Genomic DNA, 15,745 nt, shown 5'->3' with positions numbered 1-15,745 from the left:
TCATGAGTCGGGCAGATGATCAATACTTAGCCATTGTAGAACGAATTTTAAAAGATGGGTATTATGCCAATAATCGCACGGGTGTGCCAACGTATAAATTGCCTCATCAAGTGATGCAATTTGATTTGAGTAAAGAATTTCCTATTCTAACCACAAAATTCGTAGCCTTCAAAACGGCGGTGAAAGAACTGCTATGGATTTGGCAGAAGCAAAGCAATGATGTAAAAGAACTACAGGCTATGGGGGTTCATGTATGGGATGAGTGGATGCGTGAAGATGGCACCATTGGCAAGGCCTATGGCTACCAATTAGCTAAATATAAGCAAGTAGATAATTTATTGCGCATGCTCAAAGAGGACCCTCAAAGTCGTCGCATGATTGTGACACTTTGGAATATTGAAGATTTACCAGATATGGCCTTACAGCCTTGTGCGTATGAAACCTTATGGGACGTGGCTGGGGACAAGTTAAATTGTATGCTCGTACAGCGCAGTGGGGATATGGGCTTAGGTGTTCCTTTTAATATGGCTCAATATGCAGTGCTTGTGTGTATGATTGCACATGTAAGTGGTTTGAAACCAGGGCAGTTTACCCATATTATTAATAATGCTCATATTTATGAAAATCATGTAGAAGCGTTGCAAACACAATTAGCGCGTCGTGATGAGGCTAAAGCAGCACCTACCTTGTGGCTTAATGAATCGGTGCAGACGTTTTATGACTTTACGGCTGAAGATGTGAAACTCGAAGGCTATGAGCATCTAGGAAAGTTACCAATGGAGGTGGCTGTATAATGTTAGCAATGGTTGTGGCAAAAGCAAAGAACAATGTGATTGGCAAAGATAATCAACTTATTTGGCATTTACCAAAAGATTTACAATATTTTAAAAAATTAACCACCGGCCATGTGATTATTATGGGCCGTAAGACCTTGGAGTCGTTGCCATTTTTATTACCTAATAGAGAACATTGGGTAGTGACACGACAAGCAGATTATAAACCGCCATATGAAGGGGTTCGCGTATTTCATTCACCTGAGGAAGCCGTAAAGGTGGCAGAAGCATTAGAAGTAGCTTATTGTATTGGTGGCGCTCAGATGTATGAGTCATTTATGCCATATGCAGAAACTCTGTATGTAACGGAGATTGATAAAGAGTTTGAAGGGGATGCCCATTTTCCAACTATTGATTTAAACCAGTTTGAAGTGGTAGAATCTATAGCCGGTGAAGTGGATGAGAAAAATCCTTGGCCATTTAGTTTTGTTACGTATCGTCGGAAGGAGTAGTACATGTTAGAAAAAATGTCCCAATATATTGCCACAGAGTTAGGTGTTAAAGGGTGGCAAGTTAAGGTGGCAGTTGAATTGTTAGATGAAGGCAATACCGTGCCTTTTATTGCCCGTTATCGTAAAGAAAAGACCGGCGAGCTTAAAGATGAACAGCTCCGTGAGATTGAAGAACGCATTAAATATTTGCGTAATTTAGAACAACGCCGTGAAGAAATTATTCGTTCGATTACCGAACAAGAAAAAATGACGCCTGAATTGGCGACTGCAATTGAAGGAGCTATGAAATTACAAGAATTAGAAGACTTGTATTTACCATATCGTCCTAAGAAGCGAACCCGTGCCTCTATTGCCCGTGAGCAAGGGTTAGAGCCATTGGCTACGCTGATGTTAAGTGAGAGCGCTGACAATCCAGCCGCTAGTGCTGAAATTTTAGCGGCGCCGTTCGTTTCAGAAGACGTACCTACTGTGGAAGCAGCTTTGCAGGGGGCTATGGATATTGTAGCTGAAGATGTGAGCAATCGGGCTGATTTCCGTGCGTATTTACGTGACGCCATTTGGCAAGAAGGCAAAGTAAAAGCGGTGTTAGTAGAGGAAACGGCTGAGAATAAAGAAGTTCGTCAGGGATTCTTACAGTATGAAGACCATGAAGAACCAATTCATCAAATGCCGTCTCATCGTATTTTAGCTATTAACCGTGGTGAAAAATTAGGCGTATTGAAGGTGAGTTTAGTTGCACCTGATGATACATATATTGCGTATATGATTGGTAAATTACCAGTGCCAGCGGTTACCAGTTTAGTAGCCTATAAAGAAGCGGCTGTTGCTGATGCCTATAAACGGCTTATTTTCCCTGCGATGGAACGTGAAATCCGCAAGACGTTAACGGAGAATGCTGACGAACAAGCGATTAAAGTATTTGGTACTAATTTGCGAAATTTGTTATTGCAACCACCATTGGCGGGTCATGTGATTATGGGGCTTGACCCAGGGTATCGCATGGGCTGTAAAATGGCCATCATCGATGCGCAAGGGAATGTACTTGATCAAGGTATTTATCATCTTACGTCTGGTGAAAAAGGCAAAGAAGCGGCTAAAGTGGATATGGCCAATCGTATTCGCAAATGGAAAGTTACCTTATTATCGATTGGCAATGGGACAGCTTCGTATGAAACGGAACAATTTGTTTCACAATTGATTGAAGCGGAGCAATTAGATTGCCATTATATTATTACTAATGAAGCGGGTGCCTCTGTATATTCGGCTTCCAAATTAGCGATTGAAGAATTGCCAGATTTAGATGTGTCTATTCGTGGAGCTGTTTCCATTGCACGACGCGTTCAAGATCCATTGGCAGAATCTGTTAAAATTGATCCTAAATCAATTGGTGTAGGGCAGTATCAGCATGACGTTAATCAGAAGCAATTAAGTGCTACCTTAGACCAAGTGGTTGAAACCGTAGTAAACCATGTAGGGGTTGAATTGAATACCGCATCGCCCGCTATTTTGCAGCATGTGGCGGGCATTAGTAGTGCTGTAGCTAATAATATTGTAGCTTACCGCAAGGATAATGGAACTTTCCACAATCGTAAAGAATTGCTCAAGGTGAAACGGTTGGGGCCAGCTGCATTTACACAATGCGCCGGTTTCTTGCGTATTAAAGATAGTCAAAATCCATTGGACAATACACCAGTTCATCCAGAGTCCTATGAATTAGCGGAAACGATTATTAAAGATTTAGGTTTTACTTTAGATCAATTGAATGATAAAGCAACGCTAGCTCAGTTTCATGAAAAATTAGCCCTTGTAGATGCCGAAACAGTAGCTGCTAATTTAGAGGCTGGTGTACCAACGGTGCGCGATATTTTAGAAGCCTTAGCTAAGCCAGGTCGTGACCCTCGTGAGGATTTACCAGCACCGATGACACGTAAGCATGTAATGAGTTTAGAAGATGTAAAAGTGGGGACCGTAGTAAAAGGGACGGTTCACAATGTAGTAGACTTTGGGGCCTTTGTTGATTTTGGACTTAAAGTCAATGGCTTATTGCATCGCAGTGAATTCTGCCGTCGCAATGAACATCCTTCAGATGTGTTGGCAGTGGGTGATATTATTGAGGCAGAAATTATTTCCGTTGAGCCAGAACGAAATCGAATTGGCTTATCCATGAAATCTTTGCGGGATAAGACTAATGCTAATCAAAGGGAACACGCTGGGTCCAAAGTAGGCGCTGGCCGTGCTACCAAAGAAAACGATTCTTTGCGTAAGGTTAATGAGGGGCGCAGTGACAATTCGAGAAATAATCAGCGTAATGGGCAACGTAATAATAATCAGCGTAATTATAACCAGCGCAATAATGAACGAAATCAGCAAAAGCGTCGCAACCAGAAACGTAATGAGCCGGCACCTTTTGTAAATAATAATATTACTATTGTGTATAGTAAGAAAAAGTAGTATACTACACTAATAAGAAAATTCGTTGATATTTGATTAGGGTATCTGCATAAGATAGCTAAATTAGAAAATTTTCAATCTTCTGATTTGGCTATCTTCTTTTTTATGTGTTATAATATTAGAATGCGCCGACGAATCATAGAAAATAATTAAGGTTGATTTAATAAGGAGGACTCATATAGTTCATGCTTGAAAAATTTGAAGAATTACAGATTAGCGAGCCTATTTTACGGGCTTTAAATGATATGGGGTTTGAAGAACCTACGCCAATTCAGAAGGAAGCAATTCCAGTAGCTATGGAAGGTCTTGACATGATTGGTCAAGCTCAGACCGGTACTGGTAAAACAGCTGCCTTTGGTATTCCTGCCTTAGAACAGGTGGATGAACATTTACGAGCTGTGCAAGTATTAATCTTGTCACCAACACGCGAATTGGCTATTCAGGTAGCGGAAGAACTCAATAAAATGGCACAACATACGCATATCCAAGCGTTGCCAATTTATGGTGGCCAAGATATTCAGCGCCAATTCCGTAGCTTACGTAAAAATCCACAGATTATCGTCGCAACTCCAGGTCGTTTAATGGATCACATGGAACGTGGTTCCATTAGCTTTGATAAAGTGAAAGTGATCGTACTTGATGAAGCAGATGAAATGTTAAACATGGGCTTCATCGATGATATTAATAAAATTTTAGGGGCTGTGCCAGAAGAACGTCAGACTTTGTTGTTCTCGGCAACTATGCCACCAGCTATTCAGACGTTGGCTGAAAATTATTTAAAAGAACCTCGTTTGATTCGCATGAAACCAACTCAAGTAACGATGGATTTGATTGAACAGTACTATATTGAAGTACAGGATCGTCAGAAATTTGACTTACTTTGCCGTTTGTTAGATATGCAAGCACCAGAACTAGCCATTGTATTTGGTCGTACGAAACGTCGTGTTGACGAAGTGACGGAAGGCCTTAAAAAACGTGGCTACATGGCCGAAGGGATTCATGGGGATTTATCTCAGCAAAAACGGGATAGTGTAATCCGTCAATTCCGTGAAGGGACTATTGATATTTTAGTAGCTACCGACGTAGCGGCTCGTGGCCTTGATATTAGTGGTGTAACTCATGTATATAACTATGATTTGCCACAAGACCCTGAAAGCTATGTACACCGTGTAGGTCGTACTGGTCGTGCTGGTAAAGCGGGGATGGCTAATACCTTCGTTATTCCTCGTGAAATGGAACATTTACATGCTATTGAACGTTTGACGAAACGTAAAATTGCTCGTCGTAAAGCGCCATCTTTAGGTGAAGTATTGGAAGGTCAACAAAAATTAGCGGTGCAAAGCTTAATTAATATGGCTGATGATACAGAAAACTTAAAAGAGTATCGTGCTAGTGCGGAAGAACTATTGAATGATTTAGACTCTGTAACTTTAGTAGCTGCGGCTATTAAGCTCTTGACTAAAGAGCCAGATACAACACCAGTTAATATTACGGAAGAAGCGCCACTTCGAGTGCGTAAGAAACGCAACTTTAGTAAAGATGGCCGTCGTCGTGATGGTCAACGTAATAGCCGTAATGGTGACCGTCGTAGCAATGACCGCTCTTCGCGTAGTCGCAATAATCGTGATGATCGTCGTTCTAGTAGCAGTCGCCCTAAACGTCGCAATCAAGAAGGTCAAGGTCGTCGCAGTGGTCAAGAAAACCAAAAAAGCGGTGCTTTTAAACCGTACTTTAAAGATTAATTACATATAGTGAACGTAAAATTCGGTATGGCTTTACTTGCAAAACCATACCGAATTTGCTATAATTATTTAACTAATAATTATTATTGGTTGATAAATAGTTAGTAAGACTATATGAATAAGAATGTGCTGAGTAGCACAATAGGTAGATTAAATCCGAGTGGAGAGAGGATTGATTGCTATCGATATTGCACAAAAATTGCGTTCCGAAGGTTACAAAGTAACCCCACAGCGTATTGCGATTTATCAAGTGCTTTATGGTCAAAATGAACATCCGACGGCAGAAATGATTTATCAAAGTTTACGCCGTGACCATCCAACTATGAGTCTAGCAACCGTTTATAAGACAATGGAAATTTTTGAAAAAATTGGTCTTGTAAAAGTTCTCGATACGGGTGATGATTGCAGTCGTTATGATTGGGATACACATAATCACCCTCACATGCGTTGTGTAGTATGTAAACGCGTGGATGATTTAGATGGTATGGATATGGATGATACCTTGGCTAAGGTGGAAGCTCTTAGTCAATACAAGGTAACAGGACAACAGATTACCTTTGAAGGAATTTGTCCTGAATGCCAACGTAGAGAAGCGCATTAAGTAAAAAGAGCCGTCATGAACTGCAGGCCTAAAAGTTATACTTTTGGTAGTAGTTGGATGAGGCTCTTTTTTTGTACTTAGATGTTTAGTAAGTAAAGGAGAAGAATATGCTAACGATTGGTTGTCATTTATCGATTAGTAAAGGGTATTTACATATGGGTCAAGAAGCCCTGTCTTTGGGTGGTAATACGTTTCAATATTTCACGCGCAACCCGCGTGGCGGTAAAGCGCGTACCTTTGACGAAGGGGATATGAAAGCGTTGTTGGCATTTATGGAGGAACATAATTTTGGTAAAGTCTTAGGTCATGCACCTTATACTTTAAATGCCTGTGCCGCTGATCCGTCCTTACGTCAATTTGCTAAGAACATGATGCGTGAAGATTTAGAACGGTTAGAATATTTGCCAAATCAATTATATAATTTTCATCCTGGTAGTCACGTAAAACAAGGCGTTGACCTAGGGATTGAGTATATTGTAGAAGCGCTAAATGAAGTTTTATTTGAAGGTATGCAGACCACTGTTTTACTAGAAACGATGGCGGGTAAGGGAACGGAAGTGGGACGAACCTTTGAAGAAATTGCCCGGATTATTGATGGCGTTAAATTAAAAGAATATATTGGCGTTTGCTTGGATACTTGCCACATCCATGAAGGCGATTACGATATTATTGATGATTTAGATGGTGTTATGGAATCCTTTGATCACAGTATTGGCTTAGATCGTTTACATGCGATTCATTTGAATGACTCTAAAAATCCGCGAGGCGCTCATAAAGATCGTCATGAAAAAATTGGCGAAGGGCATATTGGTTTAACTGCTATTACGGCTATCATTAACCATCCAGCATTACGAGATAAGCCATTTTATTTAGAAACACCCAATGAATTAGAAGGTTATGCGAAGGAAATTGCTTTACTTCGCAGTGTATATCGCGAGGTGTAATATGCGCATTCTTCATATGGCTGATTGGCATTTAGGGCGTATTTTTTATGCTCGTCATTTAACAGAGGACCAAGCCTATGTGATTGAGCATCAGCTATACCCTTTGGTGAAAGAGGCGAAGCTGGATGCCATTGTATTGGCAGGGGATGTATTTGATCGAGCCGTGCCACCTGTAGAAGCAGTGGAGTTATGGGATGCTCTTATTACGAAGCTAACACTTGATTTTAAAATTCCCTTTTTAGTTATTGGGGGCAATCACGATAGTGCGGAGCGGCTTGAAGTGGGGCGTGATTTGTGGTCCCAGTCGGGGTTACATGTGTGGGGCCGTTTAGAACGAAGTTGGAATCCTTTATATTTGGAAGATCAACAGGGAGCAGTCGCTTTTTGTCCTATGCCATTTGCTGAACCTCGTACGGTGCTTACCCATCTATTAGAACAGCCGGCACCAGTGCAACAACGGGACGCTTGGCAAGAATTAACCGTAGCCTATGGGCCTATATATGATGCTTGGGCCACTTATTTGCGTAGTTTAGTACAACCAAAGGTGCGTACTGTTGCTATTGCTCACGCTATGGTAGCTGGTAGTGAAACCAGTGAATCGGAACGGCCTTTAGTTATTGGTGGTTCCGCTAATGTAGGGGTAGATGTATTCACATCTTTTAATTATGCCGCCTTAGGTCATATTCATCGGCCACAGCGCATGGGGGCTGATCATATTCGTTATAGCGGTTCCTTATTGAAATATTCCTTTGACGAAGCAGATCATAAGAAATCCTTTACTATTGTGGATATGGATGGTAAGGGGCAATGCGCCTTAGAACAAGTGCCCATTGAGGCCCTTCATGATGTAGTCAATATAAAAGGGTATTTTAATGATATTTTGCAAGATGAAACCTTGCATAAACAACATGCTAATGATTATGTACAAGTGCAGTTATTGGATACGGCACCTGTTATTGATGGTATGGCGCGTCTTCGTGAAGTATTGCCTTATGCGATGTCTTTAGAATTAACGGGGCGTATGGCAACAGAAGTAACGGATGTGAATACAGTGGCGTATAAACAATTGTCAGAGCGAGAATTATTTGAACAATTTGCAGCCGCTGTTCGTGAAAAACCTTTGAGTGAAACGGAAAAGTCTTATATGAATAAGTTGTGGGAGCGACTTTTAAAGGAGGCGGATTGATGAGACCTTTGACGTTAACAATGACAGCCTTTGGCCCTTATGCAGGGACGGTCCACTTAGATTTTAGTGACCTACGAGGGCAAAGTTTATTTCTCATTACAGGCTCTACCGGTTCTGGTAAAACGACGATTTTAGATGCTATGGTATATGCTTTATTCGGTGAATCCAGTGGAGGTCTACGCAGTGGTACTACTATGCGTAGTGATTATGCGACACCTACCGTCCCAACGGAAGTAGTGTTTACATTTGCAGTAGGGGACAAGCAATATAAATTGGAGCGCAGTCCTAAGCAACAAGTGAAGAAAAAACGAGGGGACGGCTTTCGGGAACAAGGGGCCCAAGCAAGATTATTAAGCTGGCAAGAGAATGACTGGGTTGAATATAGCACGCGGTCTCAAGCCATTAAAGATAAAGTCCATGAAATTTTAGGGTTTAGAGCGGAGCAGTTTTTGCAGGTTGTTTTATTGCCACAAGGGGAGTTTCGTAAATTATTAGTAGCCCCTACGTCAGAACGAGAAGACTTGATGCATAGTTTGTTTCGCACTGAAATTTATAGTCGTTTACAAGGGCTCTTAAAAGATGAATATGATTCGGTCAGTGCGGATGCGAAAGAAGTCATTGATCGACAGAGGTATTTATTGAGTAATGAAGAGGTCGTAACGATTGGTGAATTGCGCAAACAGGGGGTAAAGCAACAAGAGTTAGTAGAATTGGCTAATAAGGCCCTTGAAAAGGCTCAAGAAGAACAACGAAGCATTACGGAAGCGTATAAATTAGCAGAACAGCGCCAGGCATTAGCCACACAGCTTAAAGAACATGAGTCAAAGTTAGCTGATTTAAGGGCAAAACAAGAAGCTATAGGAGAGACTAAAACCGTATTAGCACAGCTGGCAGCTTATGAGCCTATTCAACGTCAGCAAGCGGCTTGGCAAGAGTTAGTGGCAAAGGAGCTTACAGCTCGTAAAGGGTATGAACAGGCTGTAGCGGTGCAACAGGAATTACAAGGCGCCTCACAGGTTTTAAAAGAAAACTTAGAAGAATTACAACAAGCTAAGGGCAAGCAAAGTGAATATGAATTGAATGTCAATAAAGCACAACAAATTGAGGAGCGCTTTGAACGAATCGGTCAATTAGAGGTGGAGCGGACGCAATTAGTTACTAAGTTAGAGGCGCAAACTATGCAGGAAGAAGCTCAAAGATGCTCCGTTTCAGAGTTGACTAGTAAAGTGGCTACTTTGAAAGAAAGTCTTATCGCGTTACGAGGAGCGTTAAGTCAACAACACGAATGGCTGCAACAACGTGAACTTGTAAAAGAAGCTGTTCGATTAGGGCAAGAGGCTTTAACGGCTTTGGCGACGTACCAAGCAGCCGTAGGTACTGTAGGGGTGAAACGACGAGCTTATGACTTGGCACAACAAGCGGAAATAGAAGCTCAGCTAGAGCGAACGCATCAGCTTCATTTACAAGCACAATATCAAGCGGCTACCTTGGGGCTTGCGTTAGAGGCTGGCGCACCATGTCCCGTATGTGGTTCTAAACATCATCCGCAAATAGCTAGCATGCCTGAAGATATGTCACAAGAAGGTTTAAGTAAAGCTGAGGTGGCATATAGTGAAGCTCTCAAAAAGAGTTCCATAGCTAAGACGGAGCTTGGTCAAGCCGAAATAGAGGAAGCTACGGCCCAGCAGCGACTTTCTGAAATAGACAGGGCTATTGATGAGTGGGTAACTCATAATACTGGACTGGGGATTACAGCGTGCACTCGTTCGGAGTTTTTGGCAGAAGCAGAAGTAAAGGATCAAGTCTTAGCTAGTGAATGGCAGCAATTACAACATAAAGAGAAAGAAGTACAAAAGCTGGATAGTAGCTTAGTGGAAGCGGAAAGCTCTTTGCAGACTGCTCAAAAAGCTTATCAAGAGATTATGTCTACCATACAGGCTTTGCAATCTGATTTAGGCCGAAAAGAAGAAGCGCTTACCGTCTTGCAAGGTGAAGTTGCTTCCATTGATAAGGAGACTTGGTTGGCGGAGCTGGCGACGCAAAAGGAATGGCTAGGTGCTTATGAAGTATCTAAGCGAGCGTACGAAGAAGCATATACTCAACATATTGAAGCGGTCAGTGCTAATGAAACTACGCTGGCAAATTTAAGGAAGCAACTGGCAGAGTTGGCTACTAGCATTGAGGAAGCCCAGGTTAGGTATGAAACTGCTGTGCGCCAATCTAAATTAACGGACACTGATATAGCAAATATTCAGGCCTTTACGGGGGACGCTATAGCATTAGCTAATGAAGTGCGTGCTTTTGAGGATATGTGGGGGCAGACCAACGCTTTATTAGAAGCGGCGCAAGCACAGTTGGCAGCTTTGCCTGCACCGAGTCGCATAGTAACGGAGGCGGATACAACGGCGGCGATGGTCGCTTATGCGGCAGCTGTTCGTGAGGCGGCTGTTCAAAGTAAGGAAGCAGAGCGCATAGCTAAGGTTATTGATGAGTATGAAACGTTAGCTACTCAAAATGAAGCGATTACTAAGCGGAGCACTTTTATTTTTAATTTATATGATTTGGCCATTGGCGGTGATACCGGTTTAAAAGGGGTTACCTTTGAACGCTATGTTTTGGGCGCTATTTTGGAAGAAGTAGTGGTGGCTGCCAATGTCCGTTTGCGACATATGAGTCGTGGTCGTTATAGTTTAGAACGAGCTGATTTAGAAAGTGTTCGTCGTGGTCATCGCGGTTTAGACCTTGCCGTTTTAGATACGTATACAGGCTATGCAAGACCGGCTAATACGTTATCAGGAGGTGAAACGTTCTTAGCGTCTTTAGCGTTAGCCATGGGATTGGCTGATATTATTCAAGCTTATGCGGGGGGAATCCATTTAGATACGATTTTCATCGATGAAGGGTTTGGTACCTTGGATCCAGATACCTTAGAGGTAGCCATGCAAACCTTAGTAGAGGTGCAGGCGTCTGGCCGTTTGGTGGGGATTATTTCTCATGTGCCTGAATTAAAAAGCCGTATTCCCGCCCACTTAGAAGTGCGGGCTACGGAGCGGGGGAGTGAAGCACAGTTTGTAGTGCCGTAACTAGGCCGAGGGATAGAGCAAAGTTTTTTCCCTTATATAGCCATATATCGAGATTTGTGATACTATTAAATAGCAGTATTAAGTAAATTGTAGAGGAGTTTTAGAAATCCTCTTATAGTATAAGTCTATTCACAGCTTGTGTAATGGTGAGTAGACTAGTTGATGGTTATACGTGAAAGGAGATGGCTCTATGAAATTTGTAATGGTACATAATAACTTTAATGTGCGTGATTTAGACAAAAGTTTAGATTTTTATAAAGAGGCGCTTGGTTTAACCCCAGGTCGTCGTATTGAACCAGAAGATGGTTCTTTTAAAATTGTGTATCTTGAAGATGGCGCTAGTAATCATCAGTTAGAATTAACTTGGTTGCGCGATTGGGATCGTCCTTATAATCTAGGGGATAACGAATTCCATTTAGCTTTTAAAGTGGATGACTATGAAGGGGCTTATAAAAAGCACAAAGAAATGGGTTGCATCGTATATGAAAACCCTAATATGGGCATTTACTTTATTGCTGATCCAGATGGATATTGGTTAGAAATTATTCCGTTACATCGTTAATATCATATTGAATTGGAGTTTTTCTGAATGGAACATATGTTAACCCGCTTAGAATGGTTAGTGGGGAAAGAGAAATTAGAGAATTTGGGGACGAAGTCAGTAGCCCTATTTGGTTGTGGTGGCGTTGGTGGCTTTGCCATGGAAGCCTTGGTACGTACCGGTATCGGCCGTTTAGTGCTAATTGATGGCGATAAAGTGACGGTAAGTAATTTGAATCGTCAATTAATTGCCACCCAAGCGACAATTGGTCGACGGAAGGTAGAAGTAGCTAAAGAACGTGCGTTGTCTATTCGTCCAGATATGCAAGTGGATACGTATGATATTGTGTATACAAAAGAAACGTATCCTAATTTTCTTAAAGATATTAAGGTTGATTTCGTTATTGATGCGATCGATATGGTAACAGCTAAGTTAGCCATTATTGAAACGTGTCAGGAATTAGAGATTCCTTGTATTTCGTCCATGGGGACGGGGAATAAGATGCATCCTGAATTATTGACCATTGCGGATATTAGTAAAACTCACACCTGTCCACTGGCAAAAGTGATGCGTCGTGAATTGCGTAAGCGTGGTATTAAAAAACAAACCGTTGTATTTTCAACAGAAAAACCTATGACTCCTAATCGTGATGATGATTCACGTAGCCCAGGGTCTTGTGGTTTCGTACCATCCGTTTCTGGTTTAATGTTAGCAAGTTATGTATTACGTACATTATTGGAGGTAGAATAAATGAAAAAAGCGATTATCCATATGGAAAAAGGCGATATTACGATTGAATTGTTTGATAAAGAAGCACCAGGTACAGTAGCTAATTTTGAAAAATTAATCAAAGAAGGTTTCTATGATGGTTTAACTTTCCATCGAGTGATTCCTGGTTTCGTAGCACAAGGCGGTTGCCCTAATGGGAATGGTACAGGTGGTCCTGGCTATACAATTAAAGATGAATTAATTGGTAACCCTCATAAACATGAACGGGGCGCCTTATCTATGGCTCATCGTGGACCTAATACCGGTGGTAGCCAGTTCTTTATTGTCTATGAACCACAGCCTCATTTAGATGGTGTTCATACTGTATTTGGTAAAGTTATTGAAGGTATGGATGTAGTAGATGCGATTCAGCAAGGTGACCGCATGACAAAAGTGGAAGTCGTAGAAGACTAAGCTTACGGGGGCTTTCTTTGCAAGGCATCTATTACTGCATTAACAGATTGAGTTTTTATAGTTAATAGTTAAGTAATAGAGGATTAAGAGATATATGGAGAGCTTGACAATCACACATCCCGAATGGTTGCAGGTGAAAAAAGACGGTCGTTTTTCTTATGGGTATAATCAAGAGTGGTATCATGATGATTGGCAGCGCTTAGCTGGTTGTGGGCCTACGACGGCTACCCAGTTGATTAGCTATGTACAATTTCGTGATGGCCTGTTAGATGCAGCTCATAGTGCCGATGGTGAAGCGGCTTTAAAACGTATGGAAGATGTGTTTGAGTATGTGCGACCTCGTTTTGGTGGTGGCTTATATAAAACACAGTGGCTGGAAGAAGGTTTAAATGCCTATATTAAAGATCATACATTACCTTATACTGTAAAAATGATGGGCATTTATCCCTTTGCAGTGTGCCGTCCACCGTTGCAACAAGTTGTAAAATTTATTAAGCAAGGGCTAGCTAGCGATTCACCAGTGGCGTTTTTAAATCGTCACCGTGGTCGTGAAAAAGAATTATCTACGTGGCACTGGGTACCTATTGTAAAATTAATGGAAAACAATGATGATATCCGTTGCGTGGTATATGATGAGGAGATTGAACGTACGTTTTCCTTGCAAAAATGGTTAAAAGATACTATGCTAGGTGGCGGTTTTGCCTATGTAGTGCGTAAATAATCGTACAAAGCAGGTATTGTGTAATTTAGGAGGCTAATTATGGCAGAGTGGCTTACAGAAAATCAGTCTGAAAATTTGAAATTAAGTGCAAAAATTGACAAAGTATTATATTCTGGTGCTTCTGAATTTCAGAAAATTGAAGTAGTGCACAGTTTAGAATATGGTAATATGTTAGCGCTTGATGGCGTATTTCAAACGTCTGAACGAGAAGAGTTTATCTATCATGAAATGATGTCACATATTCCATTGTTTTTGCATCCTAATCCTAAACATGTGCTAATTATTGGTGGTGGTGACGGTGGTGTAGCACGGGAATGCGTGCGCCATGAATGCGTTGAATCCGTTACTATGATTGAAATCGATGGTAAAGTAGTTGAATTAGCTAAAGAATACTTGCCATCCATTGCTGATGCTATGATTCGTAAAGATCCTAAATTAACAGTAACAATTGGTGATGGCATTGGTTATGTAGCAGACTGTGACAATAAATTTGATGTAATTATCGTTGACTGTTCTGATCCGATTGGGCCAGGGGAAGGTCTCTTTACGGAAGAGTTTTATGCTAATACCTACAAAGCGCTTAAAGAAGACGGCTTGTTTGTACAGCAAACAGAATCCCCTATGATGCATCAGCCATTAGTGGAAAAAGTATTTGGCTATGTAGCTAATCATTTTCCTATTACACGTTTATATACAGCGTATATTCCTATTTATCCAACTGGTATGCATTGCTTCACCATGGGGTCTAAAAAATACGATCCATTGACTTGGGAAGCTAATCGTAAGCAGGGTTTTGCTACTAAATATTACAATGATGATATTCAAAAAGCAGCCTTTGCATTACCTAATTTTGTAAAAGATTATTTAATTAAAAAATAGTTGTTGACAGTTGCCCCCGTTGAATGATACAATATCATTCAACGGGGGATAATTCCCCGACACAATCACAGTGGTGGGTATGGTGAAGCGGTTAACACGGCGGATTGTGGCTCCGTTACGCGTGGGTTCGATCCCCACTACTCACCCCACTTATAGGGGCGTCGCCAAGTGGTAAGGCAATGGACTTTGACTCCATTATGCGCTGGTTCGATCCCAGCCGCCCCTGCCAACATGACTCACTAGCTCAGTTGGCAGAGCACCTGACTTTTAATCAGGGTGTCCCGCGTTCGAGTCGCGGGTGAGTCACCATGTAAAAAGCACTGTCTTTTGACGGTGCTTTTTCTAACTCTTTTATTGAAATGTACTTGCTAGTTGGCTTTAACAAGCATAAAACTATGTTTGAGTAGTCAGAAAGCCTTTGTTTATAAGGGTTTTAGCTAGAAGGTACAAAATTAGTAAAAAAGTTGTAAAAAAGTGGTTGACATAATTAACATTCACTGTTAAACTAATTAAGTCGTCAGGCGATGAAAGTTGAAAAGCCTGATACACAGATCTTTGAAAACTGAACAATGTAAGGTAATCATTTCTAACGAAATGAACATAGCCAGAGTGCGGGTTTCAACAACGTTGAAACCAACCAAATAAATTCTAAGTTAGATAACTTCGGTTAAACTAACAACAACAAAAACGAGCTAGCAAATAGCTCCAAGATATCTTGGAGAGTTTGATCCTGGCTCAGGACGAACGCTGGCGGCGTGCTTAACACATGCAAGTCGAACGGAGAGCGATGGAAGCTTGCTTCTATCAATCTTAGTGGCGAACGGGTGAGTAACGCGTAACCAACCTGCCCTTCAGAGGGGGATAACAACGGGAAACCGTTGCTAATACCGCGTACGATTAAGCTTCGGCATCGAAGTTTAATGAAAGGTGGCCTCTATGTATAAGCTATCGCTGAAGGAGGGGGTTGCGTCTGATTAGCTAGTTGGAGGGGTAACGGCCCACCAAGGCAATGATCAGTAGCCGGTCTGAGAGGATGAACGGCCACATTGGGACTGAGACACGGCCCAAACTCCTACGGGAGGCAGATGTGGGGAATCTTCCGCAATGGACGAAAGTCTGACGGGGCAACG

At 41.6% G+C, this 15,745-nt stretch carries 13 protein-coding genes, 3 tRNA genes and 1 rRNA gene; all 17 read left to right on the top strand.

The genetic code is table 11. The annotated features are described in order from the left end of the window. Window positions 1-2 precede the first annotated feature (2 nt). Window positions 3-794 carry a thymidylate synthase gene (locus VER_RS00815; protein ID WP_162098996.1) on the top strand — a complete coding sequence of 264 codons (792 nt, stop codon included), beginning with the start codon at window positions 3-5 and terminating at the stop codon, window positions 792-794. After that, entirely contained in the window at window positions 794-1,285 is a 492-nt protein-coding gene (locus VER_RS00810) for a dihydrofolate reductase (protein WP_162098995.1), read from the top strand. The genes VER_RS00815 and VER_RS00810 overlap by 1 nt, the downstream gene beginning before the upstream one ends. A 3-nt stretch (window positions 1,286-1,288) precedes the next feature. Next, the gene (locus tag VER_RS00805) at window positions 1,289-3,736 is read left to right on the top strand and encodes a Tex family protein (protein ID WP_162098994.1); all 2,448 of its coding nucleotides are present in this window, start codon (window positions 1,289-1,291) and stop codon (window positions 3,734-3,736) included. A gap of 185 nt (window positions 3,737-3,921) precedes the next feature. Next, complete coding sequence (locus VER_RS00800; protein WP_162098993.1) at window positions 3,922-5,478, top strand: DEAD/DEAH box helicase; 1,557 nt, start codon at window positions 3,922-3,924, stop codon at window positions 5,476-5,478. Between the two features lie 172 nt (window positions 5,479-5,650). Further along, window positions 5,651-6,079: a Fur family transcriptional regulator gene (locus VER_RS00795; RefSeq protein ID WP_238390105.1), complete on the top strand. Its 429-nt coding sequence runs from the start codon at window positions 5,651-5,653 to the stop codon at window positions 6,077-6,079. A 107-nt stretch (window positions 6,080-6,186) separates the two neighbouring features. Continuing rightward, a complete protein-coding gene (locus tag VER_RS00790; RefSeq protein ID WP_162098992.1) occupies window positions 6,187-7,023 on the top strand; it encodes a deoxyribonuclease IV in 837 nt (278 codons plus the stop codon). A 1-nt stretch (window position 7,024) separates the two neighbouring features. Beyond that, a complete protein-coding gene (locus VER_RS00785) occupies window positions 7,025-8,209 on the top strand; it encodes an exonuclease SbcCD subunit D (protein ID WP_162098991.1) in 1,185 nt (394 codons plus the stop codon). Next, window positions 8,209-11,292 (top strand): AAA family ATPase, encoded by a 3,084-nt coding sequence (locus VER_RS00780; RefSeq protein ID WP_162098990.1) that lies wholly within the window; start codon window positions 8,209-8,211, stop codon window positions 11,290-11,292. The genes VER_RS00785 and VER_RS00780 overlap by 1 nt, the downstream gene beginning before the upstream one ends. A 190-nt stretch (window positions 11,293-11,482) precedes the next feature. After that, entirely contained in the window at window positions 11,483-11,854 is a 372-nt protein-coding gene (locus VER_RS00775) for a VOC family protein (protein ID WP_162098989.1), read from the top strand. Window positions 11,855-11,881: 27 nt separating this feature from the next. Continuing rightward, complete coding sequence (locus VER_RS00770) at window positions 11,882-12,583, top strand: ThiF family adenylyltransferase (RefSeq protein ID WP_162098988.1); 702 nt, start codon at window positions 11,882-11,884, stop codon at window positions 12,581-12,583. Beyond that, on the top strand, window positions 12,584-13,015 hold the full coding sequence (locus tag VER_RS00765) for a peptidylprolyl isomerase (RefSeq protein ID WP_115310950.1): 432 nt from the start codon (window positions 12,584-12,586) through the stop codon (window positions 13,013-13,015). 94 nt (window positions 13,016-13,109) lie between these two features. Continuing rightward, window positions 13,110-13,736 (top strand): hypothetical protein, encoded by a 627-nt coding sequence (locus VER_RS00760; RefSeq protein ID WP_162098987.1) that lies wholly within the window; start codon window positions 13,110-13,112, stop codon window positions 13,734-13,736. Window positions 13,737-13,775: 39 nt separating this feature from the next. Next, a complete protein-coding gene (gene speE, locus VER_RS00755) occupies window positions 13,776-14,615 on the top strand; it encodes a polyamine aminopropyltransferase (RefSeq protein ID WP_162098986.1) in 840 nt (279 codons plus the stop codon). 73 nt (window positions 14,616-14,688) lie between these two features. Beyond that, a tRNA-His gene (locus tag VER_RS00750) sits at window positions 14,689-14,764 on the top strand. A gap of 5 nt (window positions 14,765-14,769) precedes the next feature. Continuing rightward, window positions 14,770-14,844, top strand: a tRNA-Gln gene (locus VER_RS00745). A 4-nt stretch (window positions 14,845-14,848) separates the two neighbouring features. Then, window positions 14,849-14,924, top strand: a tRNA-Lys gene (locus tag VER_RS00740). A 403-nt stretch (window positions 14,925-15,327) separates the two neighbouring features. Then, window positions 15,328-15,745 (top strand): 16S ribosomal RNA (locus tag VER_RS00735); the annotation flags it as partial.

It is taken from the genome of Veillonella sp. R32 (assembly GCF_010093125.1).
GTDB lineage: Bacteria > Bacillota > Negativicutes > Veillonellales > Veillonellaceae > Veillonella_A.
Note: the sequence above shows the minus strand (reverse complement) of the source record. Positions and strands in the feature narration are given on the sequence as shown.

What these genes read in the sequence shown, in the direction of transcription:
- speE (WP_162098986.1), top strand. Translation starts at nt 13,776, where the DNA reads ATGGCAGAGTGGCTTACAGAAAATCAGTCTGAAAATTTGAAATTAAGT.
- VER_RS00760 (WP_162098987.1), top strand. Translation starts at nt 13,110, where the DNA reads ATGGAGAGCTTGACAATCACACATCCCGAATGGTTGCAGGTGAAAAAA.
- VER_RS00770 (WP_162098988.1), top strand. Translation starts at nt 11,882, where the DNA reads ATGGAACATATGTTAACCCGCTTAGAATGGTTAGTGGGGAAAGAGAAA.
- VER_RS00780 (WP_162098990.1), top strand. Translation starts at nt 8,209, where the DNA reads ATGAGACCTTTGACGTTAACAATGACAGCCTTTGGCCCTTATGCAGGG.
- VER_RS00810 (WP_162098995.1), top strand. Translation starts at nt 794, where the DNA reads ATGTTAGCAATGGTTGTGGCAAAAGCAAAGAACAATGTGATTGGCAAA.
- VER_RS00805 (WP_162098994.1), top strand. Translation starts at nt 1,289, where the DNA reads ATGTTAGAAAAAATGTCCCAATATATTGCCACAGAGTTAGGTGTTAAA.
- VER_RS00800 (WP_162098993.1), top strand. Translation starts at nt 3,922, where the DNA reads ATGCTTGAAAAATTTGAAGAATTACAGATTAGCGAGCCTATTTTACGG.
- VER_RS00775 (WP_162098989.1), top strand. Translation starts at nt 11,483, where the DNA reads ATGAAATTTGTAATGGTACATAATAACTTTAATGTGCGTGATTTAGAC.
- VER_RS00790 (WP_162098992.1), top strand. Translation starts at nt 6,187, where the DNA reads ATGCTAACGATTGGTTGTCATTTATCGATTAGTAAAGGGTATTTACAT.
- VER_RS00765 (WP_115310950.1), top strand. Translation starts at nt 12,584, where the DNA reads ATGAAAAAAGCGATTATCCATATGGAAAAAGGCGATATTACGATTGAA.
- VER_RS00815 (WP_162098996.1), top strand. Translation starts at nt 3, where the DNA reads ATGAGTCGGGCAGATGATCAATACTTAGCCATTGTAGAACGAATTTTA.
- VER_RS00785 (WP_162098991.1), top strand. Translation starts at nt 7,025, where the DNA reads ATGCGCATTCTTCATATGGCTGATTGGCATTTAGGGCGTATTTTTTAT.